The 16,290-nt window shown below is 40.7% G+C and carries 13 protein-coding genes and 1 other annotated feature (1 of these 14 running past the window's edge); of the genes, 4 read left to right on the top strand and 9 right to left on the bottom strand.

The window, feature by feature from the left end; all coding sequences use genetic code 11:
* Positions 1 to 63 (bottom strand) — a binding site (T-box leader); it reaches 163 nt to the left of the window's first position.
* Between the two features lie 131 nt (positions 64 to 194).
* The 5 genes from argH to ACUW85_RS02130 form a co-directional block, all read right to left on the bottom strand.
* The gene (argH, locus tag ACUW85_RS02110) at positions 195 to 1,571 is read right to left on the bottom strand and encodes an argininosuccinate lyase (protein WP_182023222.1); all 1,377 of its coding nucleotides are present in this window, start codon (positions 1,569 to 1,571) and stop codon (positions 195 to 197) included.
* A 198-nt stretch (positions 1,572 to 1,769) separates the two neighbouring features.
* Entirely contained in the window at positions 1,770 to 3,272 is a 1,503-nt protein-coding gene (locus tag ACUW85_RS02115) for an amidase (protein ID WP_182023221.1), read from the bottom strand.
* Positions 3,273 to 3,522: 250 nt separating this feature from the next.
* The gene (gene groL, locus ACUW85_RS02120; RefSeq protein ID WP_026465223.1) at positions 3,523 to 5,145 is read right to left on the bottom strand and encodes a chaperonin GroEL; all 1,623 of its coding nucleotides are present in this window, start codon (positions 5,143 to 5,145) and stop codon (positions 3,523 to 3,525) included.
* 60 nt (positions 5,146 to 5,205) lie between these two features.
* Entirely contained in the window at positions 5,206 to 5,475 is a 270-nt protein-coding gene (locus ACUW85_RS02125) for a co-chaperone GroES (RefSeq protein WP_003143273.1), read from the bottom strand.
* 639 nt (positions 5,476 to 6,114) lie between these two features.
* Positions 6,115 to 6,738: a redox-sensing transcriptional repressor Rex gene (locus ACUW85_RS02130; protein ID WP_048729116.1), complete on the bottom strand. Its 624-nt coding sequence runs from the start codon at positions 6,736 to 6,738 to the stop codon at positions 6,115 to 6,117.
* A gap of 196 nt (positions 6,739 to 6,934) precedes the next feature.
* Here ACUW85_RS02130 and ACUW85_RS02135 point away from each other — a divergent pair, with 196 nt between their 5' ends.
* Complete coding sequence (locus ACUW85_RS02135; protein WP_182023220.1) at positions 6,935 to 8,893, top strand: ABC-F family ATP-binding cassette domain-containing protein; 1,959 nt, start codon at positions 6,935 to 6,937, stop codon at positions 8,891 to 8,893.
* 74 nt (positions 8,894 to 8,967) lie between these two features.
* On the opposite strand, the gene ACUW85_RS02140 is transcribed toward ACUW85_RS02135, so the two are convergent.
* Both ACUW85_RS02140 and ACUW85_RS02145 read right to left on the bottom strand, forming a co-directional pair.
* Positions 8,968 to 9,780: an HpcH/HpaI aldolase family protein gene (locus ACUW85_RS02140; RefSeq protein ID WP_182023219.1), complete on the bottom strand. Its 813-nt coding sequence runs from the start codon at positions 9,778 to 9,780 to the stop codon at positions 8,968 to 8,970.
* Between the two features lie 62 nt (positions 9,781 to 9,842).
* The gene (locus ACUW85_RS02145; RefSeq protein ID WP_048729122.1) at positions 9,843 to 10,253 is read right to left on the bottom strand and encodes a cupin domain-containing protein; all 411 of its coding nucleotides are present in this window, start codon (positions 10,251 to 10,253) and stop codon (positions 9,843 to 9,845) included.
* Between the two features lie 881 nt (positions 10,254 to 11,134).
* Here ACUW85_RS02145 and ACUW85_RS02150 point away from each other — a divergent pair.
* Both ACUW85_RS02150 and ACUW85_RS02155 read left to right on the top strand, forming a co-directional pair.
* Entirely contained in the window at positions 11,135 to 12,322 is a 1,188-nt protein-coding gene (locus tag ACUW85_RS02150; RefSeq protein WP_182023218.1) for an acetyl-CoA C-acetyltransferase, read from the top strand.
* A 97-nt stretch (positions 12,323 to 12,419) separates the two neighbouring features.
* Positions 12,420 to 13,337, top strand: a complete 918-nt coding sequence (locus ACUW85_RS02155) for an MBL fold metallo-hydrolase (RefSeq protein WP_182023217.1) — start codon at positions 12,420 to 12,422, stop codon at positions 13,335 to 13,337.
* A gap of 320 nt (positions 13,338 to 13,657) precedes the next feature.
* On the opposite strand, the gene ACUW85_RS02160 is transcribed toward ACUW85_RS02155, so the two are convergent.
* Positions 13,658 to 14,446 carry a 2-keto-4-pentenoate hydratase gene (locus ACUW85_RS02160; protein WP_182023216.1) on the bottom strand — a complete coding sequence of 263 codons (789 nt, stop codon included), beginning with the start codon at positions 14,444 to 14,446 and terminating at the stop codon, positions 13,658 to 13,660.
* Between the two features lie 172 nt (positions 14,447 to 14,618).
* Positions 14,619 to 15,617 (bottom strand): NAD(P)H-quinone oxidoreductase, encoded by a 999-nt coding sequence (locus tag ACUW85_RS02165; protein WP_182023215.1) that lies wholly within the window; start codon positions 15,615 to 15,617, stop codon positions 14,619 to 14,621.
* Between the two features lie 276 nt (positions 15,618 to 15,893).
* Here ACUW85_RS02165 and ACUW85_RS02170 point away from each other — a divergent pair, with 276 nt between their 5' ends.
* Positions 15,894 to 16,289: a (deoxy)nucleoside triphosphate pyrophosphohydrolase gene (locus ACUW85_RS02170; protein WP_003143255.1), complete on the top strand. Its 396-nt coding sequence runs from the start codon at positions 15,894 to 15,896 to the stop codon at positions 16,287 to 16,289.
* Position 16,290 lies beyond the last annotated feature (1 nt).

Genomic DNA, 16,290 nt, shown 5'->3' on the forward strand with positions numbered 1-16,290 from the left:
TTCCACCAATCGTCTACTCGCTTTAGTCAGTACCCTTGTTACTCTTTGCTTCTATGATTTAATATTCAATTCTCATAAAAAAATAACATCTATCATTTATTTTTAAGTTTTTATCATTTTCTTTTAATTATTCTAATCGGTAATTTATAGAAAGTCAACCGGAAAAGTAAAATTCTTTTTACAAAATTTTTAACCTAGGAAATATTCGCTCGAACCCTTACGATTGCTGCAGTCACAGCTTCTGGCGCTGGCCCCCCAGCAACATTCCGGCGGTAAACACAATTCTTCAAATCGATGGCGTCATAAATATCGGCATCAAATAAATCAGAGAATTCTTGGTACTCAGCTAAGCTTAATTCTTCCAAGCTCTTTCGGTTTTCCGTACAATAACCTACTAAATCTCCGGATACCTGGTAGGCATCTCTAAAGGCCATCCCTTTGTTGGTCAAGTAGTCCGCACAATCCGTAGCATTTAAAAAGCCAGTACCACATGCTGCATACATCACATCCTTATTGACGATTGTTGCTTCTAGCATACCTGGTAACAGAGTTAACATTGCTTTTACATGGTCAATCCCGTCAAAAAGCTGTTCCTTAATTTCTTGCAAGTCTTTATTGTAAGCAAGCGGCAGGCCTTTCATGATCGTTAACACACTCATCAGGTTGCCGTAAACCCGACCCGTTTTCCCACGCATTAATTCATGGATATCCGCATTCTTCTTCTGAGGCATGATCGATGAACCAGTTGAGAATGAATCCTTCAGGCTGATGAAACGGAATTCTTGGCTGGACCACATGATCGTTTCTTCTGCGTAACGGGACATGTGCATGGACATCACGGCTAAATCTGACAGGAATTCGATGGCATAATCGTTGTTGGATACCGCATCGATTGAGTTAACATATGGTGCTGTGAAACCTGCCACCTGGCCAGTTGTATAGAAAGGGTCAATTGGGTAAGTGGACGTCGCTAAGGCCCCCGCACCCAGCGGCATATCGTCCGCTACCCGGTCTGAAAGGTCCGCAAACCGCGATAAGTCACGGCTAAACATCTGCGCATAAGCCAATAAATAGTGGGCATAAGTGATTGGTTGCGCCCGTTGTAAGTGGGTGTAGCCTGGCATAATCGTATCCAAGTGTTCCTCTGCTTTTGTCAAAATAGCCTCAATTGCTACTTGGGTTTTCTCGATAAAATCTTGCAATTCATCCAACACATAAATCCGCATAGCCGTCGCTACCTGGTCATTACGAGACCGACCAGTATGGACCTTCTTCCCAATTGTGCCAAGACGTTTAGTCAACTCAGCCTCGATGAAAGAGTGAACATCTTCCGTTGTAAAATCAACGGCTAAAGTCCCATCCGCATAATCTTGACGCATTTGCTCAAGCTCTGTTACCAAGCTGTCCGACTCCTCTAAACCAAGAATCCCTTGGTGACCTAACATGGCCGCATGGGCTTTTGACCCACGAAGGTCAGCGTCCAACAAGCGATAATCTACTTGGATAGACTGGTTGAATTGATAAGCATCTTGTGACATTTCCTCGTGAAATTTATTAGACCAGATGGCCATAGTAATACACTCCTTTGATACATTGACAAATTTTTGTCTTTTCTAGTATTCGTTAATGAGAATGTTAACAAATAATGAGAAAATAACAAGTGTTTTTTATTTTTTAAAAATAAAGGTAGCTAAGCTAACAAAAATAAAAAGAGCTAGATAAATAGTAACTAGCTCTACGTGAATAGCATTTAAATGGCTGATAGGTTTTTACAAATTGACAATAGCTGTATCTAATAATTGTTGGTCTTCAAATTGTTTGGCTAATTGTAATAGTAAATAATCATTTCCTTTTTGCGCAACAAATTGTATACCCACCGGCAAATGATCCGTATTTTTATATAAGGGTAAGGAAATAGCTGGTTGACCTAACATGTTAATTAAAGATGTATAAGGCATATGGGCAACACTCTTGGCGAAATGTTCCCAGATAATGCCTTGCTGGTCGGCCATTTCATAATCATCAAAGTGTTTCTCCTTTTCGATTATTTCATTTAGATTATCTGGGTAAAATTGGCCATGGATAGGTGCTGGACCATTAGTTGTTGGCGTTAATAACAGGTCAACCTCTTCTTCAAACATTGCTTCAGACTGAGCCGTCCACTTGTCCCATTCGGTTAGTAATTGGCTATAGCGATAAGACGGTACTTTTAAGCCCGCCCGGTAGATGGCCCAGGTTAACGGTTCAACATCCGAAAAGGTTACTGGGTGACCGCTTGCTTGTTCAATATCCTTCATCATAGCCGCTGTTTCAACACTATTCATCACAAAGTAATTACGCATGGTTTCAGCTCTGTCAAAAGGTTCCGTTACTTTGAAAACTTCATGTCCTAGCTTTCTAAGTACTTGTATCGTTTGGTTTAAGGCTTCTTTAGCATCCTCATTTATTGGCCAAGCTTGGTTTAATTGGTCCAGGTAGCCAATCTTTAAAGGTTTATTTAAAGGTTTTAAGCTAGTTTCATTTATTATAGGCATAATGAATGGTGCCTCTAACTGCTCTACTTGAAGATTTCGTAATAAAGTCCAGGTATCATCCACACTTTTCGTTAAAGCAAAATTGATAGATGCCCCTTGCCAACCGCGATATGATCCAGGTCCAACAGTTACTCGCCCTCTAGATGGCTTTAACCCGATTAAGCCTGAAAAAGATGCCGGAATACGAATAGAGCCACCACCATCTGATCCAAAGGCTAATGGCACTATACCTGCTTTTAAAGCAGCAGCCGCACCACCACTAGAACCACCCGGATTGCGGTTTAAATCAATTGGATTATTTACTTGGCCAAAAGCTTTTGAATCACTGATTCCTTTAAAACCAAATTCTGGTACATTGGTGCGACCAATAATCACAAAACCAGCACTAACGATATTTTCAACAAAATACTCGGTTACCTGCATAGTCGTATCTTTCGTTAAATTGGATCCACTTGCTGTAAGATGCCCTGCTTGATGTTGCCCCAAATCTTTCAGCAGGGTTGGGACACCGAAGAAATCAGGCAAGCTATCTATTTCCTCCTCCGTTAACTGATCTAAATAACCATCGTATTCTTTCGCTTGAGCTCGTGCAGTGCTTGCTTGCACATATACAATGGCATTCAATCTAGGATTCAACGCTTCAATATTCGCCAAGGCTTGGTCCACTAACGCCAAGACCGTAACCTTCCGCTCCTTGACTTGCTGTGCATAATAACCTGCATCTTCTGTAAACAACATGGTAAATCTCCCTTCAATCAGCTACTAACTCTCTTACCTTTTCAACTCATAACCCCATTATAGTGAAAACGCCTTTATGATAGAAAGAGTTTACCCATATTAACAAAGTTTATAAAAAAATAGGAGATGTGAACTTGATTTCACACCTCCTATCAATCGTTATTATAATGGGTTCGGCCAATAACTGACTTTTATCCCCACGTGATTTTTTGGTCGTTTTCTTTATAAAAGACCTACTTAACTTTTTTTATTAATACATACCTGCACTTGGATCCATTGCTGGCATTTGTGGTTCAGGTTGCGGTTGGCTTGCAACAGCTGCTTCAGTAGATAAGATTAATCCAGCTACTGAACCTGCATTTTGCAATGCTGAGCGAGATACTTTTGTTGGGTCAACAATACCTTCTTCAATCATGTTTACCCATTCAGAAGTTGCTGCATTAAATCCGACACCTTCTGCTTGCTCTTTCAATTTCTCAACAATTACAGAACCTTCTAAACCAGCATTCTCAGCGATTTGACGTACTGGAGCTTCTAAAGCACGTAAGACGATTTGTGCACCAGTTTGTTCATCACCAGCTAATGTTTCAGCTAATTCAGCAACTGCTTTTTTAGCATTGATAAAGGCAGTACCACCACCAGCTACGATACCTTGGTCAACAGCCGCACGTGTTGCGTTTAAAGCATCTTCGATACGTAATTTACGTTCTTTTAATTCTGATTCAGTAGCTGCACCAACTTTAACAACAGCTACACCACCAGCTAATTTAGCTAAGCGTTCTAATAATTTCTCACGGTCATATTCAGAAGTTGTTTCTTCAATTTGACTACGGATTTGGGCAACACGTTGTGCTAATTGCTCTTTATCGCCCGCACCCTCAACAATAGTTGTTTCATCTTTTGTGATTACAACGCGGTTAGCAGAACCTAATTGATCAATTGTCGTATCTTTTAATTCAAGTCCTAAATCTTCAGTAATTACTTGACCACCTGTTAGGATAGATAAATCTTCTAACATTGCTTTACGACGGTCACCAAAGGCTGGTGCTTTTACTCCAACGACGTTGAAAGTACCACGGATTTTATTCAAGACTAATGTAGGTAATGCTTCACCATCAATATCATCAGCCACTAATAACAATGCACGACCTTCTTGAACAACTTGTTCTAAAACTGGCAAGATGTCTTGGATATTAGAAATCTTTTTGTCTGTTAATAGAATATAAGGATTTTCTAAAACGGCTTCCATCTTGTCATTGTCAGTTACCATATATTGAGATAGGTAACCGCGGTCAAATTGCATGCCTTCAACAACATCTAGAGAGGTATCAATTGATTGAGATTCTTCAATAGTGATGACGCCATCTTGGCCAACTTTTTCCATTGCTTCTGCAATTAAGTCACCAACTTCGCTGTCGCCTGATGAAATTGATGCAACGTTAGCGATTGCGCCTTTAGAATCTACAGGAACTGAAATTTCAGATAACCGATCTGACGCTACGCGAATTGCTTTGTCAATCCCGCGACGAACACCTACTGGGTTAGCACCAGCAGTAACGTTTTTCATACCTTCAGTTACAATTGCTTGAGTTAGAACAGTGGCAGTTGTTGTACCGTCACCGGCAATATCATTTGTTTTTGAAGCTACTTCAGCAACTAGTTTTGCACCCATATCTTCAAATTTATCTTCTAATTCAATTTCTTTAGCGATGGTTACACCATCGTTAGTGATTAGCGGTGAACCATAACTTTGGTCTAAAACAACATTACGACCTTTTGGTCCTAAAGTTACTTTCACCGTATCAGCTAATATATCAATCCCACGAACCATTGATTGACGTGCATCTTCTGAAAATTTAATATCTTTTGCCATTTATTCATTCACCTCATAAAATTTCATATTGTTATTAATCTGTAAATATTGATAAATTGACTAATCTACAATTGCGATAATATCGCTTTCTTTAATAATTAATAATTCTTGACCATCATATTCAAATGTTGAACCTGCATATTTTTCAAATAGAACGCGGTCGCCTTCTTTCAATTGTGATGTGAAATCTTCCGTATTCTCAGCAACTGCTTCAACAACACCTACTTGTTGTTTCTCTTTAGCAGCTGACGGTAATACGATACCTGAAACTGTTTGCTCTTTAGCCTCTTCAACTCTCACAACTGCGCGTCCGTTTAATGGTTTAATCATTTACATGTCCCTCCATTTATATAAAATATCTGTCAAACCCAAGCTAAATTACTTGGTTATTTTAGAGATTAGCACTCTCTATGTCTGACTGCTAACCTCTACATTTCTTATCTTAAAACAATCAAATATGAATTGCAAGAGAAAGATTGACTTTTTTTGACCTATTTTTCCTTATAAGTCGAAAACCTTGATTTTATGCGGAATTTAAGTTATTTTTAGTAGTTGAAGAATGTGGTAAATTTTGATAAAAGTCAAAATGTGTTATATAAGAGAGGAATGTCAGTTTTTTTATGTTAAAAGGACCAGTAATATTTTTATTACTATTCAAACTAGTATTTATTTTCCTAGCCGTTACCTTCGCCATCGGCAGTGTGGAAGGTTCTGGATGGAATTGGACAGTATACTTAGCGCTAGCTGTTGCAGCGTATGAAATAGTTGACTTGCTAAAGACGCTAAACGTACTACGCCAATTTAAATCGAAATCATAATCTTTTTAATTATTGTAATTTAGTAAAAATTGCAAAAAATTTAAGGTTTCATATGTGAAATTCAACAAACTTTCCCTGCAATTAAGTTAAAAAAAGGCCGAGACTAAAGATCTCGGCTTATTCGCTTGCTAGCGTATAGGTAGCACATATATTATGAATTTGTTGAGATGAAGTAGATTAAGGTTTGCAGTTCGTTCGTGAAGTCTACATCCTGCACCCGGATACTATCCGGTACATCTAATCTCACTGGCGTAAAGTTCAAGATGCCTTTGATACCTGCTTGTTCTAACGATGGTATCATATCTTGAGCAACTGCTTCAGGTACCGAGAGGATGACCACTTCTATATCCATTAATTTTAATTGTTGCGTCAAATCCTTCATATCATAAACAGGCACACCATTGTGGACCGTACCAATGATATCCTGATTGATATCAAAAGCAGCACCAATTCGTATGTTGTTTGACTTTTTAAAGTTATAGTTCAATAAGGCATTACCAAGATTACCTACACCAACTAATGCAACTGTTGTTAAACGATCTTGGCTTAGTGTCTTACCAAAGAAGTCTAATAAAGCATCAATATCATAGCCATACCCTCGTTTACCTAAGGCACCAAAGTATGAAAAGTCACGTCTAATCGTTGCACTTTCAACTTTCACTGCTTCACTTAATTCTGTAGAAGAAACACGTGTTTTCCCCATATTTTTAAATACACGTAGGTAACGGTGGTAGAGCGGTAATCTTTTGGCGGTTGCTTTGGGTATTTTACGCATGTTCAGTCCTCTTTCTAATTTAGAAAATAATTTCTTAAACAGTATAACAAGTTTGTGAAAATAACACAAGGGTGTTTCATTCGTGATTTTTAGTATATGTTAAATAATGCAATTTTTTATAAAATGTTTCCAGTGATTACTCAAATTTTTTTGTGGTAAAATAATAAGACTATCTAATGAAAGGATCATGCCTACTATGATCATATTACAAGGTTCAAATCTAGCTAGACGCTATGGCGTAGAAGTTATTTTTGAAAACGTACAAATGACAATCCAACACAACAGTCGCATCGCGCTAGTTGGCCGTAATGGTGCCGGTAAGTCAACATTATTGAAAATGTTGGCCAACATTCAAGCACCTGATGACGGTCAAGTTTCCTTAACTAAAGGAACAACCATCGCCTATATGGACCAACACACAGCCGTCTCTGGTGATCGAACAATTTATGAAGAAATGGTTTCCGTATTTGAACCTGTAATTAAATTAATAAAGGAATCAGAAATCGCGGCTCTTGCCTTAGCAGATGAAGAACTTATGCAAGATACAGAGGCATATGAAGTTGCGCTCAATCGCTATGACAAACTTCAAGAAGACTTGATTCGCTTTAATGCGTACGGATATGAATCTGAAATCCGCATGGTATTACACGGTTTCCAATTTTTTGACGAAGACTATAGCCGTAAGATTTCAACACTTTCTGGAGGTCAACGAACGCGTCTTGCTTTAGCGAAAATCCTACTCGAGAAGAAAGATTTACTCATTCTAGATGAGCCAACTAACCACCTAGATATCGAGACTTTGACTTGGCTTGAAAACTATCTACCAAAGTATCCTGGTGCCTTATTGATCGTATCCCATGACCGGTATTTTTTAGATGCCGTTACCAATGAGACTTATGAAATGGCGCACCAAGGTATCCATTATTATAAAGGGAATTATTCATTCTACCTGAAAGAACGGGCACAGCGTCTCACCATGCAAATGAAAGCTTACGAAAAGCAACAAGAAGAGATCGCCAAATTAGAAGACTATGTAGCACGTAATATTGTGCGCGCCTCAACGACAAAAATGGCACAGTCACGTCGTAAGCAATTAGAGAAAATGACCAAAATTGAAAAGCCATTAAACGATGAAAAATCCGCACGCATTCAGTTCTCCGTTGCTGAAAGTTCTGGGAATGATGTTTTACAAACCAATAAGTTAGCCGTCGGGTATAGTCCAGATAAAGTTTTGGCTGAACCTATCTCATTCCAGCTACGCAAACAGGAAGCAATTGCAATTGTTGGACCAAATGGTGTAGGTAAATCAACCTTACTCAAGACAATTATTAAACAAATTCCAGCTATACGCGGCACTATCGAATATGGCGCTCACTTACAGATTGGTTACTATGACCAAGAATTAGGCAATTTAAATTCAAAAAAAGATGTACTTCATGAGTTATGGGATGAACATCCATCCATGATGGAACGAGATGTTCGCACTATTCTTGGCTCCTTCTTATTTACTGGAAATGATGTGACCAAGTCTGTAGCAACACTTTCTGGTGGGGAAAAAGCCCGACTTGAATTGGCGAAACTCGCTTTGGAACATGATAATTTCCTGATTCTCGATGAACCAACCAACCATTTGGATATTGATTCTAAAGAAGTATTAGAGAATGCCTTGATCGAATATGATGGTACCCTATTATTTGTCAGCCATGATAGGTACTTCATCAACCGGATTGCTACCTCTGTTTTAGAAATTAATCCTGATGGTTCCACGCTTTATCTTGGTGACTATGATTATTATGTGGCTAAAAAAGCGTCAGAAGAAGAACGTCTTGCTTTACTAGCAGCTGAAAGCAACGATGAAAAGGTAGAAAAAACAACTACTCAACCCACCTCCGAGACGAAACAGGCTTTTCAACTATCTAAAGAGAAACAAAGAGAACAACGAAAATTACAGCGTGAAATTACCCAACATGAAGAGGTAATGGCTGATTTAGAAGGAAAAATTGAAGAAATCCAATTGGATATGACAAAACCTGAATTTCTTGATGATTTTGAGAAATTAAACGAATTAAATCAATCCCTTCAAGAAGCAGAAAAAGCCTTAGACCAAGTGATGACCGCTTGGGAAGAAGCTGCAACGAAATTAGAAAACTTATAAAAGCAAAAACAAGGTAAGCCCTTTAAAGAAAATATGGCTTACCTTGTTTTTTTATCAACTATACCAAATAGCTGTTATTTTAAAAATACCGCATCATCTACTTGGTATTTATCTCCTTCTACCCCTTTTCGAACGTCATCAATTCTTGCTTTGGTTGCTTGACGAAAGAAGGCCAAGTCGTTCAATACCGTGACGAATTGGAATCCTTGTTCAATTCGGTTGATTGCATCTTGTGCATTAGCTGTAAAGATGCCTGGAATTTTACCTGCTTCTTTACATGCTTTAAGGACTTTTTGAATATTGGCTTCAAGTTCTGGACTTGTTGATGGGTCTTCAACACCCATGGCATGCGCTAGGTCAAGACGACCGATGTACACACAGTCAATTCCTTCAACACTCACGATCTCTTCAACGTTTTCAACTGCTTCTGGGGTTTCACATTGGACGATAACCATCGATTTTTCGTCTACTTCACCCTTGTTGTAGTTTTCATAGGCACCCCAAAGTGGTCCACGCCCAATCCCTTTACCGCGGATCCCGATTGGAGGCATTTTAGTGTTTTGAATCACGAATTCCGCTTGTGCTTTGGTATTGACCATTGGAATCATCAATCCATGTAAACCGATATCCAACATTCGCCCCATCATTGGACCATCTTCGGGGTTGTAAACACGGGCATATGGGGCAGTACCGTATAATTCGGCTGCACGCACCATATCTAAGGCTGTTTCTAAGCTTGTTTGAGCATGTTCGAAGTCAATCATAGCAAAGTCGAAGCCATTGACCCCTAAAATTTCCGTATTTAACGAAGAGCTTGATGCCACAAAAGCACCGATAGCATAGCCTTTTTCAGCAATTTTTTCTTTTACAAGGTTGCGCATTTCCATTTATATCATCCTTTTCCCGTCTTTAGTCCTATTCAAGTCAGTCCTAATGTCTCTACTTTTAATTAGTCAATTATGTTAAAGCCTTGGTAGCCTTGTTCTTTCAAGAATTGGCTGTAAGCTTCGTTGTAGTCTTCACGCGCTGGGGCGAAAATATCCACATTCACCACTGTTTCTGGTGAATCGTACACATGAATATAATGTTCAACACCCTTCGGCACGACTACCCATGAGCCTGCCTTCATGCGGAACGGCTCACCGTCAACGTAATAGTCACATTCACCTTGTAATATCCAGGCGATTTGTTGGTGGTCATCATGCGTATGTGGGCGTAAGTCGTTGCCATTCTCTACTCGGTTAACTGTTACATTGACGCCGTCACCTGACATGGCGAACACGGCTTGATCGATTCCAGGGCGTAATGGACGGTAGGGAATTTCATTGATGTTTCCAAAATCTACATTTTCTAGTGCCATGATGCATTCCTCCAATATGGATACTTTTTATTAAAACTTTATGAGTTTTTTTGATTGGTGTCACCTTACCATCACATTTTATTAAAAGCAACAAGAGAAAGTATTTGCCAACGAATCCTTTTGATATTGTCCTGGGGATCTCTGGAAAAATGGTTGACCAACTTTTTCTAGCCTTCTATGAAGGAAATGACATCTTTTGGTCAAATTTAGGGGCATATTATGTCAAAATAAGCATCTTTCAAGATGTACAATTTTTGTTTTCAACTCGTTTTCAGCTGACAAAATGGTCCAGCTCACCCTCATAAAGCTCACCGTTTTCTCATTTACAAAAATATTACAATTGACCAAATCCCTTGATACATATAAGGATACCCTATGTTGATATTTCAAATATAGGATTAGATTAAAAATAAATGTGGGAAAGACTTGTTAAAATGAAAATATGATGATAATATAGCACTAACTTAAATCAAAGGAGTGAGACCAATATGGCAATGCATACAGATTTTACAAATATGACCAACACCTCTTGGTCAATGACCTCTACTGATCACCAGACACATACATCTTTATTATTATTATTAGCTAACTAGGATTGTTCCAACATATGGAAGAGTCCTATTTCTCGTGAATGCGGGCTCTTAGCTAGTAAGACTGCGGGCCGCATAAATGGTTTGCAGTCTTTTTTTGTTTCTGATGATCGGCTTTTAAGTGAATTTGATTAATATGACTCACAATATCTGGTTCCAAAAGTCAAAATTATCCGACGCTTTCCAAAATACCTTAATTACCTACAGTAATAGTTCTACTCTTGGTCTAGCGCGTATATTCTAAGCGACTTTTGTCTCACCTCAACTTAACCCTCGAAAGGAGTTTTTCAAATGCAAGATGTCGTAATCGTAGCTGCACAAAGAACCCCCATCGGATCATTCGGTGGCGTATTTAAAAATGTTTCCGCTGTTGACTTAGGTAAGGTAGCCGTTCAAGGAGCCATGGCTAAGGCCAACATTGATCCAACCCTAGTAGATGAGGTCATCTTCGGTAACGTCTTAAGCGCAGGTTTAGGTCAAAACGTTGCCCGCCAAGTTGCAGTCGCTGCCGGAATACCTGTAGAAAAACCAGCCTTCGCTGTCAACAAGGTTTGCGGTTCAGGTTTGAAAGCTGTCGCCCTTGGCGCGCAAAGTATTATGGTGGGCGAATCGGACGTCGTGGTTGCTGGCGGGACCGAAAATATGAGCCAAGCGCCTTACATTGTTGAAGATGCACGTTGGGGTATGCGAATGGGCGACCAGAAAGTGGTCGACACCATGATTAAAGACGGTTTAACCGACGCCTTCAACAACTACCATATGGGGATTACCGCAGAAAACATTGTTGAAAAATATGGATTCACTAGAGAAGATCAAGATGCCCTAGCCGCTTCCAGCCAACAAAAGGCGGAAGCTGCCATCAATAACAACAAATTCCAAGATGAAATTACACCCGTTGCCGTTCCGCAAAGACGCGGCGACGATATCCAAATCGAAGCGGATGAATATCCAAGAGCTGGTGTTACCCAAGAATCTTTAGCTAAATTAAGACCAGCCTTCAAGCGTGATGGTGGATCTGTTACAGCAGCCAACTCTTCAGATATTAACGACGGGGCTGCAGCCATCGTTTTAATGTCCAAGGAAAAAGCCGAAGCGATTGGCGCTAAACCTTTAGCTACCATTAAAGCCTTCGCAAGCGCCGGCGTTGACCCTTCAATCATGGGAACAGGTCCAATTCCAGCTACCAGAAAAGCACTGGATAAAGCCCAATTGACTATAAAAGACATCGATTTAATTGAAGCCAACGAAGCTTTTGCTGCCCAAGCCTTGTGTGTATTGCAAGATCTTGATGCAGATATGGACAAGGTCAACGTGAACGGCGGTGCCATCGCCTTGGGTCACCCGATTGGCGCATCCGGCGCCCGCATCTTAGTCACCCTGGTCCACGAAATGATCAAACGGCAGTCTACTTATGGCCTAGCTACCTTGTGTATCGGGGGTGGCCAAGGAATATCCATGATTATCGAAGGTAAATATTAATCGGCTGTGACACCAGCTAAGGGCTAAACCCCTTTTGACAATTGAAAAATGACTCGTATTTAGAAACCCAAGCATACATATAAAGGAGATTTTTATTATGATTGACACATATACTTTCCACGACATGACCCTATCTTGGTTGAACGGCGCGATGATTGGCACTGACGGCGGGACAATTTTCGGTCCTGTACCACGAGCACTTTGGGGTCGCTACTATCCATATAATGATAAAAACCAAGTGACTGAGGTTTGTGACCCGATTGTCATCCAATACCAGGGGAAAAACTACATCATTGATGCATCCTTTAACTTGGATAAATTCAATGAAAAAGGGAAACGAAATGTTGGGCTTCAACAAGAAGGTAGTATCCAAGAAGACTTTGAAACGCTTGGGATTACGCCTGAAGATATTGACGTTGTGATGATGACTCATATGCATAACGACCACGCCAGCGGTTTGACTTACTTTGAAGACGATCAATGGCAATCAACCTTCCCTAATGCTACGATTTATATCTCTGATTTCGAGTGGGATGCGGTAAGACATCCAAATGCACGGACTAAGAATACTTATCCGAAAGAAAATTGGGAAGCCATCCAAGGACAAGTAGCAACCTTTACGGATAGCATTACCATTGCTGAAGGGATTACCATGGAAGTGACAGGTGGTCACAGTCCTGGTCATACCATTATACGTCTTGAACAAGCTGGCGAAACTATGCTACATATGGCAGATATCCTACTTACATTCGTTCACACAAACCCACTTTGGGTCGGTGGTCTAGACGATTACCCAATGGATTCTATTTCAGCTAAACAAGAATTGATGCCAGAAGCCCTAGCCAACAACTACCGCTTTATCTTCTACCATGACCCATACTACCGTGTGGTTGAATACACTGAAGACGGGAAAAACATCCAATACGCTATGGCGTCATCGCGCGATGTCTTTATCCCATTCACTGACCAACAAGACCGGGTCCCAAAACAAGTTGAAGCAGCAGTCATTAAATAAAATATTATTGCAGCTATCAAATGAGCCAGATAAGTTAAAATATCAATCATCCCTGAGCAAGTTTCTTCTATATAAGAGGTGTCATTTAATTGCCCTATTATATAGAAGAAACTTGCTTTTTTAGGTGCGCGAAAAGTCGCTGAGCATTGACGCGTCTAACGCATTTAGGCGCGTAAACACCAAAGCATAAACGCGCCCATAAGCTGGACCAAAATTGGGTTTAAATTCCTAAAATCAACCACAAAAAAACAGCTAGATTAGGCGCTTTTCGTCCCCTACTAGCTGGTTTTTATTTTGCCATTAGTTGGCCTTTAGTCTGCTTATTCGACTACTTCAAAAGAAATGTCGTCCATGGTATCGAATTTCACTTCGACCTTGTCCCCAATTTCAATCTTGTTCGCCTTGGTCATGCCACCGGTCATAATTGGCACGCCGGCCTCTAATTTCACACCCCGCTTATACAAGGCGTTGGCTAGGAAGACCACCGCATTGGCTGGATGGTTGGCTACATCCTTCCCAATCCCTTCATCAATCTTCTCACCATTAATATAAACAACAGCTTTTTCGTTCAAGATATCCACTTGGTCTAAGCTGAAGTGGGTATTTGAATAAACTGCCCCCTGGCAAGAAGTGTTGTCAGCAACCACATCTTCCAAGGAGAAACGGAAACCGTGATAGCGAGAGTCTACTATCTCAACAGAAGAATAGACATAGTCAATCTTATCCATGACTTCTTCAAAAGTTACATTCTCTTGGTAGATATCCTCCTTCAAGACAATAGTCACTTCCGGCTCAATACGGGGGTGGATAAACCGTTCCATCGACAAAGGTTCGCCGTCATAAGAAATCATATACTCAAAAATGTGGGCATAAACTGGCTGATCAATATTCAACTGTTTAATCTTAGCCGGTGACGTCAAACCAATCTTATAGGCCGCCGTCTTCCCGTCTGTTTCTTTCTTCAAAGCTACGACCAAATCTTGGATATCATAGGCTTCTTGCTCATCGAAGGAAACATTAAACACCTCCGTCACATTATCAATCGCCGTCTTATTCTTCTCCGCATCATACAAATACTGCGCAATCTCCTGCATCTTCGACTCTTCCATACCTGTCAGCTCCTTTTAATTCATTAAAAAATAATGATAAATATTAACCCCATTGTATCAAAACTGACAAATAAAGCAATCTGAACTCTCATATATTTCTAATGAAAAAGGGCATTTGCCCCGATTGCTGGCAAACACCCTAAATCACTCCCCTCAATAAAATCACGAAACTTTAGTCTTCCAAGCTGATGATGATTTTACCTAAGTTTTTATTGTCTTCCATATATTCATGGGCCTCTGGCAAGCGGTCAAAAGCCATGACAGTGTCAATCACTGGTTGAATAGTACCGTCTGCAATTAAAGGCACGACTTCTTTATTGACGTCTGCTACTAGGCGCGCCTTGTAGTCGTCTGAGCGTGTTGACAGCAAGGTCCCTTGGAGTTTCACCCGCTTAAAGAGCAATTGCCCCATATCAAAGTCCGGAACCTCTGTGCTCCCAAGAACACCGATTAAAACCCAGCGGCCGTCTTGGCCGATAGCTGACGCATTTTTATTAGCATAGGACGCCCCAATGAAATCTAGAATGACATCGACTCCCCTCTTGTCAGTGGCTTCAGAAATCACGTCGGCGAAATTTTCTTCCTTATAATTAATGGTGGTCTGGGCGCCTAATTCTTTAGCTAGGTCTAATTTATCTTGACGGCCTGCGGTGGCAAAGATTTCTACCTGCGACAGGTGGTTGGCCAATTGGATAGCTGCAGTCCCAACGCTAGAACCCGCTGCATGAACAAGGATCCGTTCACCTTGATGCAAGTCGCCGATCCAATACATAGTCTGGTAGGCGGTCATGAAGGCTTCTGGAATGGCGGCAGCGGTAGTAAAAGGCGTGTCTTTAGGGAAAACCATGGCACGACTTAGGGGGATGCGGGCGTATTCGGCATATGCGCCGTGGGTAATAATCCCCGCTACGTGGTCGCCAATAGCAACATGACTGGATTCCGTCCCGTCTGTATGAATATCTACCACTTCACCAGCAATCTCAATCCCCATCACCCGGTCTTCAAGGCTGGCATCCGGCTTCAAACTGTTCCTCGACATGACATCATGGCGGTTAAGCCCAATTGCCTTGACCTTGACTAGAGCCTCACCCGCTTGTGCCATCGGCCTGTCGATTTCTTGCAGTTCAAAATTCTCTGGGCCACCTGCTTGATTGAGTATCCATGCTTTCATCCAATCCACTCCTTTTGTATATGTGTTCGTCCCTTACATCATAAACCATTTGCGGACAATTGATAAGTAAAGCAGCTTATGATCTTTCTTATTTAATGAGGGTCCGGTAAAATGATCTATATATTCTAGGTGCGAGACAAACCGTTAACAGATGAACGTTGGAAGTTTAGGGCAGTGGCTGACAATGTCAGCACAACCTAAACTGAAACGCAGTCATCTATGGTTTGTCCAACCCGATTTTAATGATAGTAAAAAAACGATTGAAAGGTGATATGGATGAAAGATATTTATGTTGTTGGGGCGATTTTGATTAAAGACCAGCGAATTTTATGTGCCCAACGCGGGGGCGCGAAGTCTTTAGCCTACTTGTGGGAGTTTCCTGGTGGGAAGATAGAAGCTGGCGAAACTGCGCAAGGAGCCCTGAAACGTGAATTGGAAGAGGAGTTAAAGATCCAGGTTCAAGTATCCCCAGAGATATTTGATACATCAGCCTACGAATATGATTTCGGACGCGTTCATCTCACAACAATTATCTGCCAGCTTGAGCAAGGTGAGCCCTTCTTGACGGAACATAAGGCCATCAAGTGGTTGAAGCCTAGCGAATTGAAGTCTTTAGACTGGGCGCCAGCGGACCTGCCTGCTGTAGATAAGTTATCACAAATGACGCTATAGA

This window comes from Aerococcus sp. 150760013-2 (genome assembly GCF_053627715.1).